The 19,045-nt window shown below is 60.9% G+C and carries 14 protein-coding genes; 5 read left to right on the forward strand and 9 right to left on the reverse strand.

All coding sequences use genetic code 11. From position 1 onward, the window contains the following. Positions 1-72 precede the first annotated feature (72 nt). The 7 genes from cmk to mtnA form a co-directional block, all read right to left on the reverse strand. On the reverse strand, positions 73-762 hold the full coding sequence (gene cmk, locus IHQ43_RS20880; protein WP_192561962.1) for a (d)CMP kinase: 690 nt from the start codon (positions 760-762) through the stop codon (positions 73-75). Continuing rightward, positions 759-2,966: a bifunctional prephenate dehydrogenase/3-phosphoshikimate 1-carboxyvinyltransferase gene (locus IHQ43_RS20885; protein WP_244142296.1), complete on the reverse strand. Its 2,208-nt coding sequence runs from the start codon at positions 2,964-2,966 to the stop codon at positions 759-761. Before IHQ43_RS20885 ends, cmk begins: the two co-directional genes overlap by 4 nt. 28 nt (positions 2,967-2,994) lie before the next feature. Next, the gene (gene hisC / locus IHQ43_RS20890; RefSeq protein ID WP_192561964.1) at positions 2,995-4,107 is read right to left on the reverse strand and encodes a histidinol-phosphate transaminase; all 1,113 of its coding nucleotides are present in this window, start codon (positions 4,105-4,107) and stop codon (positions 2,995-2,997) included. Between the two features lie 12 nt (positions 4,108-4,119). Then, positions 4,120-5,214 (reverse strand): prephenate dehydratase, encoded by a 1,095-nt coding sequence (pheA, locus tag IHQ43_RS20895; protein WP_192561965.1) that lies wholly within the window; start codon positions 5,212-5,214, stop codon positions 4,120-4,122. Continuing rightward, positions 5,214-6,299 (reverse strand): 3-phosphoserine/phosphohydroxythreonine transaminase, encoded by a 1,086-nt coding sequence (serC, locus tag IHQ43_RS20900; protein ID WP_007950912.1) that lies wholly within the window; start codon positions 6,297-6,299, stop codon positions 5,214-5,216. Before serC ends, pheA begins: the two co-directional genes overlap by 1 nt. Before the next feature lie 64 nt (positions 6,300-6,363). After that, the gene (gyrA, locus tag IHQ43_RS20905) at positions 6,364-9,027 is read right to left on the reverse strand and encodes a DNA gyrase subunit A (RefSeq protein WP_127799246.1); all 2,664 of its coding nucleotides are present in this window, start codon (positions 9,025-9,027) and stop codon (positions 6,364-6,366) included. Between the two features lie 439 nt (positions 9,028-9,466). Continuing rightward, positions 9,467-10,543 (reverse strand): S-methyl-5-thioribose-1-phosphate isomerase, encoded by a 1,077-nt coding sequence (gene mtnA, locus IHQ43_RS20910; RefSeq protein WP_192561966.1) that lies wholly within the window; start codon positions 10,541-10,543, stop codon positions 9,467-9,469. Between the two features lie 108 nt (positions 10,544-10,651). Between mtnA and IHQ43_RS20915 the strand changes: the two genes are divergently transcribed. The 5 genes from IHQ43_RS20915 (at position 10,652) to IHQ43_RS20935 (ending at position 15,523) form a co-directional block, all read left to right on the forward strand. Further along, positions 10,652-11,986, forward strand: a complete 1,335-nt coding sequence (locus tag IHQ43_RS20915) for a TRZ/ATZ family hydrolase (RefSeq protein ID WP_007950908.1) — start codon at positions 10,652-10,654, stop codon at positions 11,984-11,986. Positions 11,987-12,043: 57 nt separating this feature from the next. Further along, entirely contained in the window at positions 12,044-12,742 is a 699-nt protein-coding gene (ubiG, locus tag IHQ43_RS20920; protein ID WP_007950906.1) for a bifunctional 2-polyprenyl-6-hydroxyphenol methylase/3-demethylubiquinol 3-O-methyltransferase UbiG, read from the forward strand. A 4-nt stretch (positions 12,743-12,746) separates the two neighbouring features. After that, on the forward strand, positions 12,747-13,418 hold the full coding sequence (gene mupP, locus IHQ43_RS20925; RefSeq protein WP_192561967.1) for an N-acetylmuramic acid 6-phosphate phosphatase MupP: 672 nt from the start codon (positions 12,747-12,749) through the stop codon (positions 13,416-13,418). Positions 13,419-13,493: 75 nt separating this feature from the next. Next, positions 13,494-14,234 (forward strand): YciK family oxidoreductase, encoded by a 741-nt coding sequence (locus IHQ43_RS20930; protein ID WP_025113079.1) that lies wholly within the window; start codon positions 13,494-13,496, stop codon positions 14,232-14,234. A 362-nt stretch (positions 14,235-14,596) separates the two neighbouring features. Then, positions 14,597-15,523, forward strand: coding sequence for a GGDEF domain-containing protein (locus tag IHQ43_RS20935; RefSeq protein ID WP_192561968.1), 927 nt, complete (start codon positions 14,597-14,599; stop codon positions 15,521-15,523). 61 nt (positions 15,524-15,584) lie between these two features. On the opposite strand, the gene IHQ43_RS20940 is transcribed toward IHQ43_RS20935, so the two are convergent. Both IHQ43_RS20940 and IHQ43_RS20945 read right to left on the reverse strand, forming a co-directional pair. Then, positions 15,585-16,346 (reverse strand): iron-containing redox enzyme family protein, encoded by a 762-nt coding sequence (locus IHQ43_RS20940; RefSeq protein WP_425220284.1) that lies wholly within the window; start codon positions 16,344-16,346, stop codon positions 15,585-15,587. A 79-nt stretch (positions 16,347-16,425) separates the two neighbouring features. Beyond that, a complete protein-coding gene (locus tag IHQ43_RS20945) occupies positions 16,426-18,888 on the reverse strand; it encodes an EAL domain-containing protein (protein WP_192561970.1) in 2,463 nt (820 codons plus the stop codon). Positions 18,889-19,045: the final 157 nt, after the last annotated feature.

A 19,045-nucleotide genomic window follows, 5' to 3' on the forward strand; every position in this document is an offset into this window, starting at 1 on the left:
AGACGATGCGGGTCAGTTTCATTTAAAGGAAGCCACCGCAGGACTATGACTGGTCCCCTGCGGCCTTCCTGGTCACCCGGCGATATCGCGAATGGCGATCTCGCTCATGATGCGTTCCAGCACCTGATCGATGGACAACTCCGTGGAATCCAGCTGTATGGCGTCGGCCGCCGGCTTGAGCGGGGCCACCGCTCGCTGGGTATCACGCTCGTCGCGCGCACGGATCTCATCTAGCAGACTCGACAGACTAACACCCTCGACTTTGCCCTTCAACTGCAAATATCGACGGCGCGCCCGCTCCTCGGCACTGGCGGTCAGGAAAATCTTCAAGGGCGCATTCGGAAAAACCACCGTGCCCATGTCGCGGCCATCGGCCACCAGGCCCGGAGCTTCCTGGAAAGCGCGCTGGCGCTGCAGCAGCGCTTCGCGCACGGCGGGCAATGCAGCGACCTGAGAAGCGCCGGAACCGACGCTTTCAGTGCGGATGACATCGCTGACTTCGTCACCTTCCAGAATGATGCGCTGCAGCTGACCTTCGGTCGCCGCGATGAACTGCACATCCAGATGAGCGGCCAGTTTCTTCAGCAGCTCTTCATTGGTCAGGTCGACACCATGGTTGTGTGCAGCAAACGCCAGCAGGCGATACAGCGCACCGGAATCCAGCAGATTCCAGCCCAGACGCTTGGCCAGAATCCCGGCTACGGTGCCTTTGCCCGAGCCGCTTGGACCGTCGATGGTGATGACCGGAGCATTATTGTTCACGACTGAGCCTCTTGCGCCACACGAATGCCGACCTGCGCGCACAGCGCGAGGAAGTTCGGGAACGATGTCGCGACGTTGGCGCAGTCATGGATGCGGATGGGTGCATTGGCGCGCAGCGAGGCTACGCTGAAAGCCATCGCGATGCGGTGATCGCCATGACCATGCACTTCGCCGCCGCCGATCTGGCCGCCGTCGATGATGATGCCGTCCGGGGTCGGTTCGCATTTGACACCCAGTGCCAGCAGACCGTCCGCCATGACCTGAATACGGTCCGATTCCTTGACCCGCAGCTCTTCGGCGCCGGTCAGCACGGTGCGCCCTTCGGCACAGGCCGCGGCCACGAACAGCACAGGGAACTCGTCGATGGCCAGTGGAACCAGCGCTTCCGGAATCTCGATACCCTTGAGTTTAGCCGCTCGCACGCGCAGGTCGGCAACCGGCTCTCCACCCACTTCACGCTGGTTTTCCAGGGTGATGTCGGCGCCCATCAGGCGCAGGATGTCGATCACGCCGGTACGGGTCGGGTTGATGCCGACGTGTTCGAGCACCAGTTCCGAGCCTTCAGCAATCGACGCCGCGACCAGGAAGAACGCCGACGACGAGATATCGCCCGGCACTTCGATGTGGGTTGCAGCCAGTTTACCGCCGGACTCTACGGAAGCGGTCGCGCCATCAACGCTCACCGGGTAGCCGAAGCCGCGCAACATGCGCTCGGTGTGGTCACGAGTCGGAGCCGGCTCGGTGACGGTGGTCTTGCCTTCGGCGTACAGACCCGCCAGCAACAGGCAGGATTTAACCTGGGCACTGGCCATCGGCATGGTGTAGGTCAGGCCTTTGAGCTTGTGACCGCCACGAATGGTCATCGGTGGACGACCTTCGGCAGCGGTTTCGATCACGGCGCCCATTTCCCGCAGCGGATTGGCCACACGATTCATCGGGCGCTTGGACAGCGAAGCATCACCGGTCAGGGTGCTGTCGAAGTCCTGCGCGGCCAGCAGGCCGGACAGCAGGCGCATCGAAGTGCCGGAGTTGCCCAGATAGATCGGGCCCGGCGCAGGCTTCAGGCCGTGCAGGCCGACACCGTGAATGGTCACGCGGCCGTGATGCGGGCCTTCGATGACCACGCCCATGTCGCGGAACGCCTGCAAGGTCGCCAGAGCGTCTTCGCCCTCGAGGAAGCCTTCGACTTCGGTAACGCCTTCAGCCAGGGAACCGAGCATGATCGAACGGTGGGAAATCGATTTGTCACCCGGTACGCGAATCCGACCGGACAGGCGGCCACCAGGTTGAGCCAGGAAAATCAGATCGTTGGAATTCATAGCGTCCACATAGGCCCTGCGGGCCAGGATTTTACTGAAATGCTCGCGGGCAACCCGGGCGCGCGTGAAGACGCCCAACAATTGGTGCCCATCCCCTGCATCGACCGCGTCGCGCAAGGCGTCGAGGTCGCTGCGAAATGTATCGAGAGTGCGCAGGACAGCCTCGCGGTTGGCGAGAAAGATGTCATGCCACATGACCGGGTCGCTTCCGGCGATTCTTGTGAAATCACGGAAACCGCCCGCAGCGTAACGGAAGATCTCAAGGTTTTCATTGCGCTTGGCCAACGAATCGACCAGACCGAAGGCCAGCAGGTGCGGCAGATGACTGGTCGCGGCCAGCACTTCATCGTGACGCTCGACCTGCATGTGCTCGACGTCAGCGCCCAGCTCGCGCCACAAACGATCGACCACCGCCAGGGCAGCCGGATCGGTCTGTTCCAGCGGGGTCAGAATCACTTTATGACGGCGGAACAACTCTGAGTTGGAGGCCTCCACCCCGCTCTGCTCGGAGCCGGCAATCGGATGGCCCGGCACGAAACGTGCCGGCATGCCGCCGAACGCTTCGGTCGCCGCGCGCACAACGTTGCCTTTGGCACTGCCGACATCCGTCAGGATCGCCTGACCCAGATCGACACTGGCCAGACGGGCCAGCACTTTTTCCATGGCCAGGATCGGCACCGCCAACTGAATCACGTCCGCGCCCTGGCAAGCCGCCACCAGGTCGTCTTCGCAGCGATCCACCACGCCCAACTCGACCGCCAGCTTGCGCGATTGCGGATCGAGATCGACCCCGACCACTTCGCGGCACACACCGCTTTCACGCAAGCCTTTGGCAAACGAACCACCGATCAGCCCCAGACCGACCACCACCAGGCGCCCGATCATAGGTGCAGCAGATTGCAACGCAGTGACATCACCCACGAGCCAGAACCTTGCGCAGCGCCTCGAGGAAGCGGCTGTTTTCCGCCGGCAGACCGATGGTCACCCGCAGATGGTTCGGCATGCCGTAGTTGGCCACCGGACGCACGATCACGCCTTCACGCAGCAGCCCCTGGAACACCGGAGCAGCCACTTGACCGAGGTCGACGCAGATAAAGTTACCCTTGGACGGAATCCAGCTCAGACCCAGCTCGCGAAAACCCGCTTCCAGCTGTTGCATGCCGGACTCGTTGAGCTGACGGCTCTGCGCCAGATATTCCTCGTCCTTCAGTGCAGCACATGCCGCGGCCAAGGCCAGACTGTTGACGTTGAACGGCTGGCGTACGCGGTTCAGCACGTCCGCCACCACTGGCGTGGACAAACCGTAGCCAACACGCAGCGCCGCCAGTCCGTAGGCCTTGGAGAAGGTGCGCGAGACCAGCAGGTTCGGGTAAGCCGCAAGGAAATCCAGGCCGTCCGGCAGATCACTGCCTTCGGCATATTCGATGTAGGCCTCGTCCAGAACAACCAGCACATGCTCCGGCACGTCCTGCAGAAACTCGTCCAGCGCTTCGACGCCGAACCAGGTGCCGGTCGGGTTGTTCGGGTTGGCAATGAACACGACGCGAGTGTTGGCGTCGATGGCGGCCAGCATCGCCGGCAGGTCATGCCCCCAATCCTTGGCTGGGACGACCTTGGCCTGGGCGCCGACTGCCTGGGTTGCGATCGGGTAGACCGCAAAAGCGTGCTCGCTGAACACCGCGTTCAGACCCGGTGCCAGATAGGCGCGCGCCACCAGCTCGAGAATGTCGTTGGAGCCGTTGCCCAGGGTCACCTGGTTCAGCTCGACACGGCACTGCTCGGCCAGCAGGGATTTCAGGGCGAACCCGTTGCCGTCCGGATAACGGGTCAGCTCGTCCAGCGCTTCGCGGATCGCGGCCAGCGCTTTCGGGCTTGCGCCCAACGGGTTTTCGTTGCTCGCCAGCTTGACGATGCTTGCCGGATCCAGGTCCAGCTCGCGCGCCAGCTCGTCCACGGGCTTGCCCGGCACGTATGGCGAAAGTTGTTGCACGCCCGGCTGTGCCAGAGCGAGGAAGTTGCCACTCATTGCTACCACCCCTTAAAGAACTGCTTTCGGGTAGGAACCCAGCACCTTGAGTGCTACTGCTTCCTGACTGATCTTTTCCAGTACACCTTTGATCAGCGGATCACGGTGATGACCGACGAAGTCGATGAAGAACACGTAGGTCCATTTGCCGCTGCGCGACGGACGGGTTTCGATCCGGGTCAGGTCGATCCCGTTGTCGTGGAACGGCACCAGCAGCTCGTGGAGCGCGCCGGGCTTGTTGCTCATGGACACGATGATCGACGTCTTGTCGTCGCCGGTCGGCGGCACTTCCTGGTTACCGATCATCAGGAAGCGCGTGGAGTTGTCCGGACGATCCTCGATCTTCTCGGCCAGACGGGTCAGGCCGTACAGCCCGGCCGCCATGTCACCGGCGATCGCCGCCGAGTTCCACTCACCCTTGACCCGCTTGGCCGCTTCGGCGTTGCTGGACACCGCCACGCGCTCGACATTCGGGTAATGGGCGTCCAGCCACTTGCGGCACTGGGCCAGCGACTGGGCGTGGGAATAGATACGGCTAATGCTGTCGGTCTTGGTGCTTTCACCGACCAACAAGTGGTGGTGAATCCGCAGCTCGACTTCGCCACAGATGACCATGTCGTGTTCGAGGAAGCTGTCGAGGGTGTGGTTGACCGCGCCCTCGGTGGAGTTTTCCACCGGCACTACGCCGAAATTCACCGCACCGGCCGCCACTTCACGGAACACTTCGTCGATCGCCGCCATCGGCTTGCTGATCACTGCATGACCAAAGTGCTTCATGGCCGCCGCCTGGGTGAAAGTGCCTTCCGGCCCCAGGTAAGCGACTTTCAGCGGGTTCTCAAGGGCCAGACACGAAGACATGATTTCGCGGAACAAGCGCGCCATCTCTTCGTTGCCCAGCGGCCCCTTGTTACGCTCCATCACGCGCTTGAGGACCTGCGCCTCACGCTCGGGACGGTAGAACACCGGCTGCTCGCCTTCGGCCAGACTGGCCATCTTGACGCGGGCAACTTCCTCGGCGCAGCGTGCGCGATCACTGATCAGCTGGAGGATCTTCTCATCAAGGTTGTCGATGCGAACGCGTAGCGCCTTGAGCTCCTGCTCGGACATCAGGAATGCTCCTTCTCGAATTCAGCCATGTAACCGACCAGCGCTTCGACGGCGTCCAGACCCAGGGCGTTGTAGATCGACGCGCGCATGCCGCCGACCGAACGATGGCCCTTGAGGTTGAGCAGACCACGGGCATCAGCGCCGGCCAGGAACGCCTTGTCCAGACGCTCGTCAGCCAGGCGGAATGGCACGTTCATCCAGGAGCGGGCGTTGACGCTGATCGGGTTGGTGTAGAAATCGCTGTTGTCGATGAAGCCGTACAGGCGATCTTTCTTCGCCTTGTTGCGCTGCTCCATCGCGGCGACGCCGCCCTGCTCCTTCAGCCACTCGAACACCAGGCCCGAGAGGTACCAGGAATAGGTGGCCGGAGTGTTGTACATCGAACCGTTGTCGGCCGAGATCTTGTAGTCGAGCATGGTCGGGCACGAGCTGCGAGCACGGCCCAGCAGGTCTTCACGCACGATCACTACGACCAGGCCGCTCGGGCCGATGTTTTTCTGCGCGCCGGCATAGATCAGACCGTACTGCGACACATCGATCGGACGCGAGAGAATGTCGGAGGACATGTCGACCACCAGCGGAACGTCACCGGCCTCGGGAACCCAGTCGAACTGCAGGCCACCGATGGTTTCGTTGGACGCATAGTGCAAGTAGGCCGCACCCGGGGTCAGCTTCCACTCGTTCTGGCCAGGGATGGCCAGGTAGTCATAAGGCTTGGCGCTGGCAGCAACGTTGATGTTGCCGAAGCGACGCGCTTCCTCGATGGCTTTTTTCGACCAGATGCCGGTTTCGACATAGTCGGCAGTGCCATTCTCGGGCAGCAGGTTCAGCGGAATCTCGGCAAACTGCTGGCTCGCACCGCCCTGCAGGAACAGCACTTTGTAATTGGAGGGGATGGACAGCAGGTCGCGCAGGTCTTGTTCGGCCTTCTCGGCGATGGCCACGTAGTCATCGCTGCGATGGCTCATTTCCATGACCGACAGACCCTTGCCGTGCCAGTCGAGCATCTCGGACTGGGCACGCAACAGGACAGCTTCAGGCAGCGCAGCAGGACCTGCGCAGAAGTTATAGGCTCGTTTGCTCACATCCACTCTCGCTATGCAATCACGGTAGCGGACAGAGCAAACACTCTGCCCTGCTACGATTTGGTTAGTCTTGCGACTCTTCTTCGTCTGCGGCGTCCGCCTGCAGGTTGTCGACCGCATCGTCCGGTTCGGCGCCGATCACGCCTTCTTCCAGTTCGACACCTTCTTCACCTTCAAACTCTTCACCCTCGACTTCCGACGGCTCCTGGACCCGCTCCAGACCGACCAGGGTTTCATCCTTGGCCAGCTTGATCAGGGTCACGCCCTGGGTGTTACGACCCAGGCTGGAGACTTCGTCGACACGGGTACGCACCAGCGTGCCCTGGTCGGAAATCAACATGATCTCCTCGCCGTCGAGCACCTGAACCGCACCGACCAGACGGCCGTTACGCTCGTTGCTGACCATGGCGATCACGCCCTGGCCGCCACGCTTGTACTCAGGGAACTCGGTGATCGCGGTGCGCTTGCCGTAGCCGCGCTCGGAAGCGGTGAGGATCTGGCTGCCTTCTTCCGGGATCAGCATCGAAATCAGCTTCTGCCCTTCCGGCAGACGCATGCCGCGCACACCGCGGGCGGTACGGCCCATGGCGCGAACGTCGGATTCCTTGAAGCGAGTGACCTTGCCTCCATCGGAGAACAGCATCACTTCACGCTCGCCATCGGTGATGGCCGCGGAGATCAGCACGTCGCCTTCGTCCAGCTCCAGCGCGATCAGACCGACGCTGCGCTGACGGCTGAAGGATTCCAGCGGGGTCTTCTTCACGGTGCCGTTGGCGGTGGCCATGAAGATGTAGTGACCTTCGGTGTATTCCTCGACCGGCAGCATGGTGGTGATGTATTCACCGTCATCCAGCGGCAGCAGGTTGACCAGCGGACGACCACGGGCAGCACGGGACGCTTCCGGAATTTCGTAAGTCTTCAGCCAGTACACCTTGCCCTTGCTGGAGAACAGCAGCAGCGTGGTGTGGCTGTTGGCGACCAGCAGGTGAGCGATGTAGTCCTCATCCTTCACACCGGTAGCCGATTTGCCTTTGCCGCCACGACGCTGAGCCTGGTACGCAGCCAGCGGCTGGGTCTTGGCATAGCCACCGTGGGAGATGGTCACGACGCGCTCTTCTTCCGGGATCATGTCACCCAGGGTCAGGTCGAGACGGGCATCGAGGATTTCGGTACGGCGCACGTCGCCGTATTCGGCGCGGATCACTTCCAGCTCTTCGCGGATCACTTCCATCAGGCGCACGGCGCTGTTGAGGATGCGGATCAGCTCGCCGATCTGGTTGAGGATCTCTTGATACTCGGCCAGCAGCTTTTCGTGCTCCAGACCGGTCAGACGGTGCAGACGCAGTTCCAGAATGGCTTGCGCCTGCTCTGGCGACAGGAAGTACTTGCCGTCGCGCAGACCGTATTGCGGATCGAGGTTTTCCGGACGGCACGAATCGGCACCGGCACGCTCAACCATCGCCACCACCGCCGAGGATTCCCACGGCGTGCTGACCAGCGCTTCCTTGGCTTCCGACGGAGTCGGCGAAGCCTTGATCAGGGCAATGACCGGGTCGATGTTCGACAGGGCAACGGCCTGACCTTCAAGGATGTGACCACGCTCGCGCGCCTTGCGCAGTTCGAACACGGTACGGCGGGTAACCACTTCGCGGCGGTGACGGACGAAGGCTTCCAGCAGATCCTTGAGGTTCAGGATCCGCGGACGGCCGTCGATCAGCGCAACGATGTTGATGCCGAATACCGATTGCAGCTGGGTCTGGGCGTAGAGGTTGTTGAGGATCACCTCAGGCACTTCGCCGCGACGCAGTTCGATCACGACGCGCATACCGTCCTTGTCGGACTCGTCGCGCAGTTCGGTGATGCCTTCGAGTTTCTTCTCTTTTACCAGCTCGGCGATCTTCTCGATCAGACGTGCCTTGTTCAGCTGGTAAGGGAGTTCGGTGATGACGATCTGCTGACGACCACCGACCTTGTCGATGTCTTCGATGATCGAGCGGGCGCGCATGTAAATGCGGCCGCGACCGGTGCGGTAGGCTTCGATGATACCGGCGCGACCGTTGATGATCGCGGCAGTCGGGAAGTCCGGACCGGGAATGTATTGCATCAGCTCATCGACGGTCAGCTCGGGGTTGTCGATGAGGGCCAGGCAACCGTCGATGACTTCACCGAGGTTGTGCGGCGGAATGTTGGTCGCCATGCCCACGGCGATACCGCTGGAACCGTTGACCAGCAGGTTCGGAACGCGGGTCGGCATGACCGCCGGGATCAGTTCGGTGCCGTCGTAGTTCGGCACCCAGTCCACGGTTTCCTTGTGCAGGTCGGCCAGCAGCTCGTGCGCCAGCTTGGTCATGCGCACTTCGGTGTATCGCATGGCCGCGGCGTTGTCGCCGTCCACCGAACCGAAGTTGCCCTGGCCGTCGACCAGCAGGTAACGCAGGGAGAAAGGCTGCGCCATGCGGACGATGGTGTCGTACACCGCGGTATCACCGTGCGGGTGATACTTACCGATCACGTCACCGACGACACGGGCAGATTTCTTGTACGGCTTGTTGAAGTCGTTGCCCAGCTCGCTCATCGCGAACAGCACGCGACGGTGCACGGGCTTCAAGCCATCGCGCGCATCCGGCAGTGCACGGCCGACGATCACGCTCATCGCGTAGTCGAGGTAGGACTGTTTCAGCTCGTCTTCGATATTGACCGGGAGGATTTCTTTGGCCAGTTCGCCCATGAGAAGCCTGATTCCTTTTTCTGGTGAAACTTCGCCATATCCATAGGGGACGCACGAAGCTCGTCGATGCAGGCCGAGTGCCATGCGCCGACTTACGACAAATCGACAAGTTGACCCTGGATTTGCGCAGTGAAGACAACCCCGTGGGACTGCCTCGGAAAACGCCGGATGTTATCACAAGAGCCGCCACGCACCTATCCCCCAGATGCGCATGGAGCATAGTTAGATGACCGATGACAGGCTTAAAGGGGACGAGAGAGGCTCAGAGCCAAGTTGAATGCAGATTTGATGCTTGATTTGGGGATGTTTATTGACTTTTAGGGCCTCATCGCTGGCAAGTCGAGTCGTCGCACCGCAGCTCCCACAAGATCGTCGGCGAGCACGAAACCTGTGGGAGCTGGCTTGCCAGCGATGGCGTCCGATCAGACGCCAAAGCCAATCAATGCAGGCGCTTGCGGCACATCAACTGCGCCATCTTCGCGGTATCCGGGCGCTCGACGATGCCCTTTTCGGTGACGATCGCATCGATCAGGTCTGCCGGAGTCACGTCAAACACCGGGTTGAACGCCTCGACATCCGCCCCGACACGCTTGCCGCCAACTTCCAGCAACTCGGCGCCGTCGCGCTCTTCGATCGGAATGTCGTCACCGCTGGCCAGATTCATATCGATGGTCGAACTCGGCGCCACCACCATGAAACGCACGCCGTGGTGCATGGCGTTGACCGCCAGTTGATAGGTACCGATCTTGTTTGCCACGTCGCCGTTGGCGGTAATCCGGTCGGCGCCAACGATCACCCAGGTCACGCCTTTGGTTTTCATGATGTGCGCGGCGGCCGAGTCCGCGTTCAGGGTCACCGGAATGCCTTCGTTGGCCAGCTCCCACGCGGTCAGGCGCGAGCCTTGCAGCCACGGTCGGGTCTCGTCGGCATAGACGCGCTCGACCATGCCCTCGATGAACGCTGCGCGAATCACCCCGAGCGCCGTACCGAAACCGCCGGTGGCCAGGGCACCGGTGTTGCAGTGAGTCAGAATCGCCTGGGCATTGCCCTGATGCTTGCGGATCAGATCGACGCCGAGCTGGGCCATGGTCAGGTTGGCTTCGCGATCGCTTTCATGGATGGCGATGGCTTCGGCCTCCAGCACCGCCAGCGGATCGGCGTTTTCCTTCAAACGGTCCAGACGGTCGTGCATGCGGTTCAACGCCCAGAACAGGTTGACCGCCGTCGGCCGGGAATCGGCCAGCAGCATGAAATCCTCTTCCAGCGCCGCGTACCAGTCGCCGCCTTCGGCGATCCGGGCACGGGCCGCCAGTACGATGCCGTAGGCAGCACTGATGCCGATGGCCGGCGCGCCGCGCACCACCATCGAGCGAATCGCCTCGGCCACGCCGGCGGCGCTGGTGTAGGCGATCCAGTTTTCCTCGAACGGCAAAACGCGCTGATCCAGCAGGTGGAGCGCGCCATCACGCCAATCGATGGCCTTTACTTTCTCCGCAGCCAACAGTCGATCGCGCATCCCTCACCCCGCACTCATGAACAAAAGCCGCCGATTATAGCGATCCCCCCGCGAAGACGCTCGGGTATACTTCGCCATCCTTTACAAAAGCACTGGAACCGACCCTCGATGCCGAAACCTGCCATTGCGCTCGACCTATTATTGCTGCCGACCTGGCTGGTACCCGTCGAACCCGCAGGCGTTGTGCTCAAGGAGCATGGCCTGGGCATCCGCGACGGTCGCATCGTGTTCATCGGCCCGCGCGCCGAAGCCTTGAAGTGTAACGCCGCCGAAGTCCGCGAATTGCCGGACGTTCTGCTCAGCCCCGGCCTGATCAACGCCCACGGCCACGCCGCGATGACGCTGTTCCGTGGCCTGGCCGATGATCTGCCGCTGATGACCTGGCTGGAAAACCACATCTGGCCGGCCGAGGGCAAATGGGTCGATGAAGACTTCGTGCGTGACGGCACCGACCTGGCGATCGCCGAGCAGATAAAAGGTGGCATCACCTGCTTCTCGGACATGTACTTCTTCCCGAAGGTTGCCAGCGAGCGCGTGCACAACAGCGGAATACGCGCACAGATCGCGATTCCGATTCTCGACTTCCCGATTCCGGGCGCCGCCAGCGCCGATGAAGCCATTCGTCAGGGCGTCGAACTGTTCGGCGACCTGAAGCATCACGAGCGCATCAAGATCACGTTCGGCCCTCATGCACCCTACACCGTGGGCGACGAGAACCTGGAAAAAATCCGCGTGATCGCCGAAGAGCTGGACGCGTCGATCCACATGCACGTCCACGAAACCGCCTTCGAAGTGCAGCAAGCGGTCGAACAGCGCGGCGAACGCCCGCTGGCCCGACTCGGTCGCCTCGGCCTGCTCGGCCCGCGCTTCCAGGCCGTGCACATGACCCAGATCAGCGATGACGACCTGGCGTTGCTGGTAGAAAGCAACACCAGCGTGATCCATTGCCCGGAGTCGAACCTGAAACTGGCCAGTGGCTTCTGCCCGGTGGAGCGCCTGTGGCAGGCCGGGGTCAACGTCGCGGTCGGCACCGATGGCGCGGCGAGCAACAATGACCTGGACCTGCTGGGCGAAACCCGCACCGCTGCCCTGCTGGCCAAAGCCGTCGCCGGCTCGGCCACCGCGCTGGACGCCCACCGGGCGCTGCGCATGGCCACGCTGAACGGCGCGCGCGCCTTGGGGATCGAAGCCGAAACCGGCTCCCTGGAGCTTGGCAAAGCCGCGGACATCGTCGCCTTCGACCTGTCCGGCCTGGCGCAACAACCGGTCTATGACCCGGTCTCGCAACTTATATACGCCACCGGTCGCGACTGCGTGAAACACCTGTGGGTCGCCGGCAAGCAGTTGCTCGACGACCGGCGCCTGACCCGCCTGGACGAACAACAGCTCGGCGAAACCGCCCGGGCCTGGGGCCGCCGCATCAGCGGCCACACCGAATCGTAAACACCCCGGGGCAAACTCCGGGGCTACAGCCTTTTTCAAGTTTTAGAGGATTGAATCATGAGCAACGTCGACCACGCCGAAATCGCCAAATTCGAAGCCCTGGCCCATCGCTGGTGGGACCGCGAAAGCGAGTTCAAACCGCTGCACGACATCAACCCGCTGCGGGTCAACTGGATTGACGAGCGCGTCAACCTGGCCGGCAAGAAGGTCCTCGACGTCGGTTGCGGCGGCGGCATCCTCAGCGAAGCCATGGCCCAGCGCGGCGCGACCGTGACTGGCATCGACATGGGCGAAGCGCCACTGGCGGTCGCGCAACTGCATCAGCTGGAATCCGGCGTGAACGTCGAATACCGCCAGATCACCGCTGAAGCCCTGGCCGAAGAAATGCCCGAGCAGTTCGACGTCGTCACCTGCCTGGAAATGCTTGAGCACGTACCGGATCCGTCCTCGGTGATTCGCGCCTGCTTCCGCATGGTCAAGCCCGGTGGCCAGGTGTTCTTCTCCACCATCAACCGCAACCCGAAGGCGTACCTGTTCGCCATCGTCGGCGCCGAATACATCATGAAGCTGCTGCCGCGCGGCACCCACGACTTCAAGAAATTCATCCGCCCGTCCGAGCTGGGCGCCTGGAGCCGCATGGCCGGCCTCACCGTCAAGGACATCATCGGTCTGACCTACAACCCGCTGACCAAGCACTACAAGCTGGCGGCGGACGTTGACGTCAACTACATGATCCAGACCCTGCGCGAGGAGTAAGCCGATGGCCATCAGAGCAGTCCTTTTCGACATGGACGGCACGCTGCTCGACACCGCGCCGGACTTCATTGCCATCTGCCAGGCGATGCGCGCGGATCGGGGGTTGCCGCCGATGAACGACAAACACATCCGCGATGAAATCTCCGGCGGCGCCAAGGCCATGGTCGCAGTGACGTTCTCGATGGACCCCGAATCTCCGGGCTTCGAGGAATTGCGTCTGGAGTTCCTTGAGCGCTATCTGGTGGGCTGCGCCGTGCACAGCAAGCTGTTCGACGGCATGGGCGAATTGCTGGCCGACATCGAGAAAGCCAACCTGATCTGGGGCGTGGTCACCAACAAGCCACTGCGCTTCGCCGAACCGATCATGCAGCAACTGGGGCTGAGCGAACGCTCAGCGCTGCTCATCTGCCCGGATCACGTGAAGAACAGCAAGCCGGATCCCGAGATGCTGATCCTTGCCTGCAAGATGCTTGATCTGGATCCGTCGACCGTGCTGTTTATCGGCGATGATCTGCGCGATATCGAATCAGGCCGTGACGCCGGCACCAAGACCGCCGCAGTGACCTACGGCTACATTCATCCGGACGACAACCCTCGGCATTGGGGGGCGGACGTGGTGGTCGATCATCCGCTGGAGTTGCGCAAGGTGCTGGATAACGCACTCTGCAGCTGCTGAGACCTGACGCGGAGCGTCAATGGCTGCATTCCTTTGCTGCGCATGGGAACGATCTGACTCTTGATGAGGTTTTTTATGTTTGATTACAGCGCTCGCCCCGAATTGCTCAAGGACCGGGTCATTCTGGTCACCGGTGCCGGTCGCGGCATCGGTGCGGCTGCCGCCAAGACTTACGCGGCCCACGGTGCAACCGTGCTGCTGCTGGGCAAAACCGAAGCCAACCTGACCCAGGTCTATGACGAGATCGAAGCGGCCGGTCATCCGCAACCGGCTGTGATCCCGTTCAACCTCGAAACCGCCCTGCCCCATCAATACGATGAGCTGGCAGCGATGATCGAGACCGAGTTCGGCCACCTCGACGGCCTGCTGCACAACGCCTCGATCATCGGCCCGCGCACGCCGATCGAGCAGTTGTCAGGTGAAAACTTCATGCGTGTCATGCAGGTCAACGTCAACGCGATGTTCATGCTCACCAGCACCCTGCTGCCGTTGCTCAAGCTGTCCCAGGACGCCTCGGTGGTGTTCACCTCCAGCAGCGTCGGTCGCAAGGGGCGGGCATACTGGGGCGCCTATGGCGTGTCGAAGTTTGCTACTGAAGGCCTGATGCAGACCCTGGCCGATGAAGTCGACGGCGTTGCGCCGGTACGCTCCAACAGCATCAATCCGGGCGGCACGCGCACGAGCATGCGCGCCCAGGCGTACCCGGGGGAGAACCCGCTGAACAACCCGACGCCGGAAGAGATCATGCCGGTCTATCTGTACCTGATGGGCCCGGACAGCACCGGTATCAATGGTCAGGCTTTCAACGCCCAGTAATGCCATACGTCGCATTTGTTGCCGCGGCGGATTCCCGTCGCGGCACGCAATTGCCGCTTTGTGCAGATGGATTTTAGTCAAATAACCACCACCCCGCTCCACACCCTTAACTCAACTCATTGATTCACAAAGGTTTTAATAAAACCTGAACTGAATGGCACGACTTTCGCTCTACATTTCCTCAAAGCACGCCGTGTGAAGGCAGTCGGGCAGGACCTGATTCGATAGCTGACTAATCGTCATCGGGCAGACTAAACTTACGCCAAATGTCCTACGGGACTGATGGATCAGTATGACGCGCAGCCCATAGCCGCTCTCACCCAGCCTGTAAGACAGACTTACTGCTTAGGGGCTCACGCCATATGAAATCACCTTCCCAGACCACTGCAATTGACTTCGACAGTGCCAAATTGCAACGCCTGGGCTTTGGTCAGCAGCCTCCCCTCCTGGCGCGACCTGTCAGCCTGGCGCAATTGCGCCAGCAAATGAGCCTGCAACTGCAAACCAGCCTTGAACCACAACGCATCCTCGGTCTGTTTTTCCGCGAAGTTCAGCGCCTGGTGCCGCTGGACGCCCTGACTTACGCGCACAATGGCAGCGACCTGCGCCTTGAATTCGGTGCCCGCGGACATCACTCAGCCAGCTATAGCCTCAGCCACGAAGGTGAGCACATGGGTGAACTGATCTTCCGCCGCAACCAGCGCTTCAGCGAACAGGAACTGGGCAATCTCGAATCGCTGCTGTCAGCACTGCTGTATCCGATGCGTAATGCCCTGCTCTACCGTGCTGCCACGCAAAGCGCCCTGCGTGATCCGCTGACCGGCGCCGGTAACCGCATTGCGATGGAGCAGACGCTGCTGCGAGAAATCGAGATGTCGCGCCGCCACCTGCAACCACTGTCGTTGCTGATGCTGGATATCGATCATTTCAAACAGGTCAACGACCTCCACGGTCACAGCGCTGGCGATGTCGTGCTCAAAGCGGTGGCGGCATCGATCAAGGGCCAGTTGCGCAATGTCGACATGGTCTTTCGCTATGGCGGGGAAGAATTTCTGATCCTGCTGTCCAACACCGGACGCGATGCGGCGGCCATGGTCGGCGAGCGCCTGCGCCAGGCGGCTCAGGCTCAGGATTACTACGCCAACAACCAGTTGATCGAGCTGACCGTGAGCCTCGGTTGTTCGACCCTGTTACCCGGTGAATCGGCTGACAGTCTGGTGCGTCGTGCCGACAGCGCGCTTTACGTGGCCAAGCGTGAAGGCCGCAACCGCCTGACCATGGCTGGTTAGCTTTCACAGGCGATAAAAATGGGAGCACTTGTGCTCCCATTTTTCATTGCGCTTGTCCTGATTAGCTCTCGACCAACGCCCGTCGCTCACGCCCGACCAGCACCCGCTCCGTCAGCTCCAGTTGCATGCAACGCTCCAGGAACAGGTACATGTAGTCGTAGCTCTTGCAGATGGCCTGTCGAAGTTCCGCCTGCAATGCCCGGGTCGGGTTCGTTCCGGCCAGGGTGCAGATGATTTCCAGCGCCTCCCAGGGATGAGCGTCATCGTACTGGGCGTGCATCTTCAGCCACTTCATGGCCCGCTTGCGATCTTCTTCAGGGAAAGCGGCGGCATACACACCCGTCGAACAGACTTGTGCCGACCATTCCCCGGTCGCGCCTTCGATGGCGTAATTGGTGGCCGCAATGGCCACGATCAGCGAGTCCGCCGAACTGGTGTGCCAGCACCAGTGACTCAGGGCATGCAACTCCGGCGGCACTTGCTGTGCCTGGAGGTCTTCCAGACTCACGCCGTGAGCCCGACTCCAGTGCACCCAGTAATCGGCATGGTTGAGTTCGACGCGGATGTTGCGCATCAACCAGCGCCGCGCCATGTCTTCACCCGGATGACGGGCGAATTTGGTCTTTGTCAGGTTCTGCGCCATGTACAACGCGAACTGCTCAACGACCGGCCAGCCCCCAATGAGGTACTGGCGCATGGTTTTGGCGCTGAGCTTGTTATCACGCATGCGCAGGTAAAGTTCATGTTCGACAACCCGGCGTTTGCTCTCGCTGCAATCCTGAATCAACTGTTGTGCCCAGGCAGGATAACTTGCAGCTTCCATGAGTGGTCCGGTTCGGTTGAATGTGTCGATCACTGTTCGGCTCCTTTTGATTTGTGATTGTAAGGATCGGCAAGAGACTTCAACGGAACGTGCCAGGCGCCTTGAACAACAGCGGCTGTGGTCTGGCGGGCCGACTTTGCAAACTGTCACAGGTAAACAACTGCGGACGCTCCACAACATAACCCTGAGCGTAATCCACGCCAATTTCAAGCAATGCCTGCTCGATCTGAGCTGTTTCGACAAACTCGGCAATTGTCTGCTTACCCATGACATGCCCGATGTGATTGATCACTTCGACCATAGCGCGGTTAATCGGGTCGTCCAGCATATCCTTTACGAAACTCCCGTCGATCTTCAGGAAGTCTACAGGCAAATGTTTCAGATAAGCGAATGAAGACATTCCGGCACAAAAGTCATCCAGGGAAAAGTAACAACCCAAGCCCTTGAGTTCATTGATAAATCTGATTGCACTGCCAAGATTTGCAATAGCGCTGGTTTCTGTAATTTCAAAACAAATCATTTCAGGCGGTACGCCGTAGTTATCAAACTGTTCCCGCAGAAAGTGCAAGAACGCGTCATCTCCGATAGTAATGCCTGAAAGATTAATCGCACACATTGCCAGAGGCCCCTGACACATATCGTTAATACATTGAGCAATAACCTTAAATACATTCTGCACAACCCAGCGATCCAGCGACGTCATCAAACCGTAACGCTCCGCCGCCGGTATGAAACTGTCCGGCAGGATCATTCGACCCGCCTCATCGTGCAGTCGCAGCAGAATCTCGATGTGCCCGCCTGTGCCACCGGCAACTGAGCCCAATGGCGCGATTTCCTGGGCGTAGAGACAAAAGCGGTTTTCCTCCAGTGCCATGTGCAGTCGCTGTACCCAGGCCATCTCACCGAAACGCAGGGACAGTTCCGAATCGTCGGCATGGTAGACCTGCACCCGGTTTCGGCCCTTTTCCTTGGCCATGTAGCAGGCCATGTCGGCAGCCCGCAGCGAAGCTTCGAGGGTGGTCGGGGTTTGCGCGACATGCACCAGACCAATACTGACGGTGGTCAGGAACGGCCGCCCCTTCCACACAAAATGCAGGTTCTGCACCGTCTGACGCAGGCTCTCGGCGATCTTCTCGGCCGCCTCCGGCGCGCAGTTTTCCAGCAGGATGCCGAACTCGTCGCCACCCAGCCGCGCCAGCGTATCGCCTTCGCGCAAGCCCGATTGCAGCAACGCACAGATATGCCGCAGCAACTCATCACCCGCCGCATGCCCGCAGGTATCGTTGACCAGTTTGAATTGATCGAGATCGAGGAACATCAGCGCATGCCGACCGGGCTGCCGGGTCAGGTTGTGCAGTGCCTGTTCAAGTCGATACTCGAACTCGCGGCGGTTGGCCAGGCCGGTCAACGCATCGTGAGTGGCCTGCCACGACAGATTGGCGATGTATTGCCGCTCCTGGGTCATGTCGTGCAGCACCAGCACCGTCCCGCTGACCTTGCCGGCATTGCGGATCGGCGCCCCGACCAGCGTCACCGACACGGTACTGCCGTCGAGCCGTTGGATCAGCTTGGAGTGCTCGCTGCCACCGCTGAGCTGGCCGCTGAGAATATGCTCGATCAGGGTCAGTCCTTCGGTCTGGGCGTTGTCATCCAGCAGGTTGAACAGCGCCGCCAACGGCAGGCCGGCCGCCTGTTCGGCTTTCCAGTGGGTCAAGGCTTCGGCGGCCGGGTTCATATATTCGATGGCCCCGCTCACGTCAGTGGTGATCACCCCGTCGCCAATCGACTGCAACGTGATGTGGGCCCGGTCCTTTTCCAGTTGCAGGGCCTCGGCAAAGGCATGCCGCTGCTTGAGCAGTTTGCGGGTACGCAGCAATGCCAGAACGATCAGGCCCAGCGCTGTGGCAAGGTTGGTGAACAGCAACAAGCGCAGGATCACCCGCGACCCTTCGCCCAAGGCATCGCTGAAGGCCTTGGCGGCGGGCGTCACACCATCGTTGATCGCAAAGATCCGATCCTTCCACCGCCGGATATCGGCATTTGTGGCGGCATTGGCGGTAATGGTCCTGTGCATCTCCCGCGCCACATCGTCGAGTTCCACCAGATAGGCATCACCCAGCGTCCAGCGATCAATGGCGATTTCCAGATAACTGAAGTGACGGAAGTTCAGGTACAGCCAGATCAGGCTGGAGACATCGTCCGGATGGTTGCCGCCCTTGAGGATGCCCTCGCGCGCCGATTGCAGGTCGGGCGGTTGCCTGTCCAGCGCGAGACGCAACTGATGACCGCCCTGGGGCACGGCAATAGCGCTCTGGTATTTGAGGTAAATCGCCTCGTCACGGCTGTCGGCATAAAGATTGAGGTAATAAATAGCGTCTTTCTGGCCCTTGGACCAGAGGCTTTCACCGGCGACATAGCCGCGAACGGCCGACAGGACGTAGAGACTCACGCCCCCCAGCAAGGCTTGAAACAACACGACGGCGATAAATGGCCAGACGATGCCCAGCAACCGAGGCGTTCCGAGAGTCCGCTTTTGCTTCATGGGATTCCTTGCGTGAGCACAGTCCGTTCGTCGTCCGGACGAAATCGCTATCACGAGACTAGGTTGGCTTGTGAATCTAGGCAAGCGACGGGCGCTTGAACCGTTTCCCGGCAAGACATATGTACCGCCCTTCAGCCTTTTGGAAGCGATCTACTGC

The organism is Pseudomonas gozinkensis (assembly GCF_014863585.1).
GTDB lineage: Bacteria > Pseudomonadota > Gammaproteobacteria > Pseudomonadales > Pseudomonadaceae > Aquipseudomonas > Aquipseudomonas gozinkensis.